The organism is Streptomyces sp. NPDC059909, assembly GCF_042730885.1.
GTDB lineage: Bacteria > Actinomycetota > Actinomycetes > Streptomycetales > Streptomycetaceae > Streptomyces.
The window spans coordinates 1-1,065 of the sequence record NZ_JBHWKX010000269.1; the positions used below are offsets into that span (position 1 = coordinate 1).

The window sequence follows — 1,065 nt, forward strand, 5'->3', positions numbered from 1 at the left end:
GTCCGTGTGTGTGCCCGTGGTCGTGCCCAGCCCCCATGGGAAGTGTCCTCCGCCTCGTCGGTCTGCACGGCGATGCCGTCGGCCGACCACAGTGAACTACGGGTGGGGGGTATCCGGCAACACGGCGCTGAATACCGTTGTCATTCCCTCTGACCTGCGAAAACTCCTGGCAGGTCAGCGCGCCGGACGCCCTTCGAAGGGCCCGTCCGACCCGTTCGTGGCGCCCCTGCCGCCGCCTGGCGGAATCGTGCCTTCCGTCCGGTGTGCGGAGAGAACGGGCGAACGCCACCGAAGCGGGGCCATGCGCCGCGACCAGCGACGGAGGGCGGGACGCGGTTTGTCGGCCGGGCCGTTGATCGACCATGATGGCGGCGGCCCCGCGCCGCGCCCCCCTCCAGGGAAGCCGCGCGCACCAGGCCGCGCCCGCCCTGCGTGCCCCCGCACGGGATGCGAACAGGTACCGAACGGGCGGTGAACGCGGGCTCCCCACCGTCCGATAGCCTCAGCCGACGTGCCGCCAGGCCGTTGTCACCGGCACCCGAGCTGTCCGGCGCGGAACGCACCGGCACCCAAGGAGTGAGTTCGTCTGTCGACCGCCATCGTCACCGGTCAGCCGGTCCCCGGGTCGCCGATCGAGGGCGAACTGCGGACGCTGGGCTTCGACGTGCGGACCGCCTCTGACGCCGCCGAGGCAGTCGCCCTGCTCCGTGACGCGCCGCCCGCCGGCCGCGTCGCCCTGGTCGACGCGAGCTTCGTCGGCCACCCGCACGCTCTGCGCCTGGGTCTGACCGACCCCCGCTTCCCGGCCGGCGCCGTGCCCGGCGCCGTCACCGTGCAGGACTCCTCCCGCGCCGCACTCGTCCGCGCCCTGGAGTCCGAGGCCGCGGCGCCCGCTCCAGGCGGCGACACCGCACTGCGCACCGGCACCGGCCTGCCCGACCGCCTGGCCGGCGCCCTGGAGGCGGAGGGGGTCGCCGTGCACCGGCCCGAGCTCGGCGACCTCGTCGCCCGCGTCCCGCGTGCCCCGCAGGAGCGCAGCGAGGCCCGGCAGGTCGTCGCCGCCGT

General features: G+C 75.1%; 1 pseudogene. It reads left to right on the top strand.

Features of this window, described 5'->3' with window-relative positions:
• Positions 1-664: 664 nt before the first annotated feature.
• A pseudogene (locus tag ACFV9O_RS40760) lies at positions 665-1,065 on the top strand (CDP-alcohol phosphatidyltransferase family protein); the annotation flags it as partial.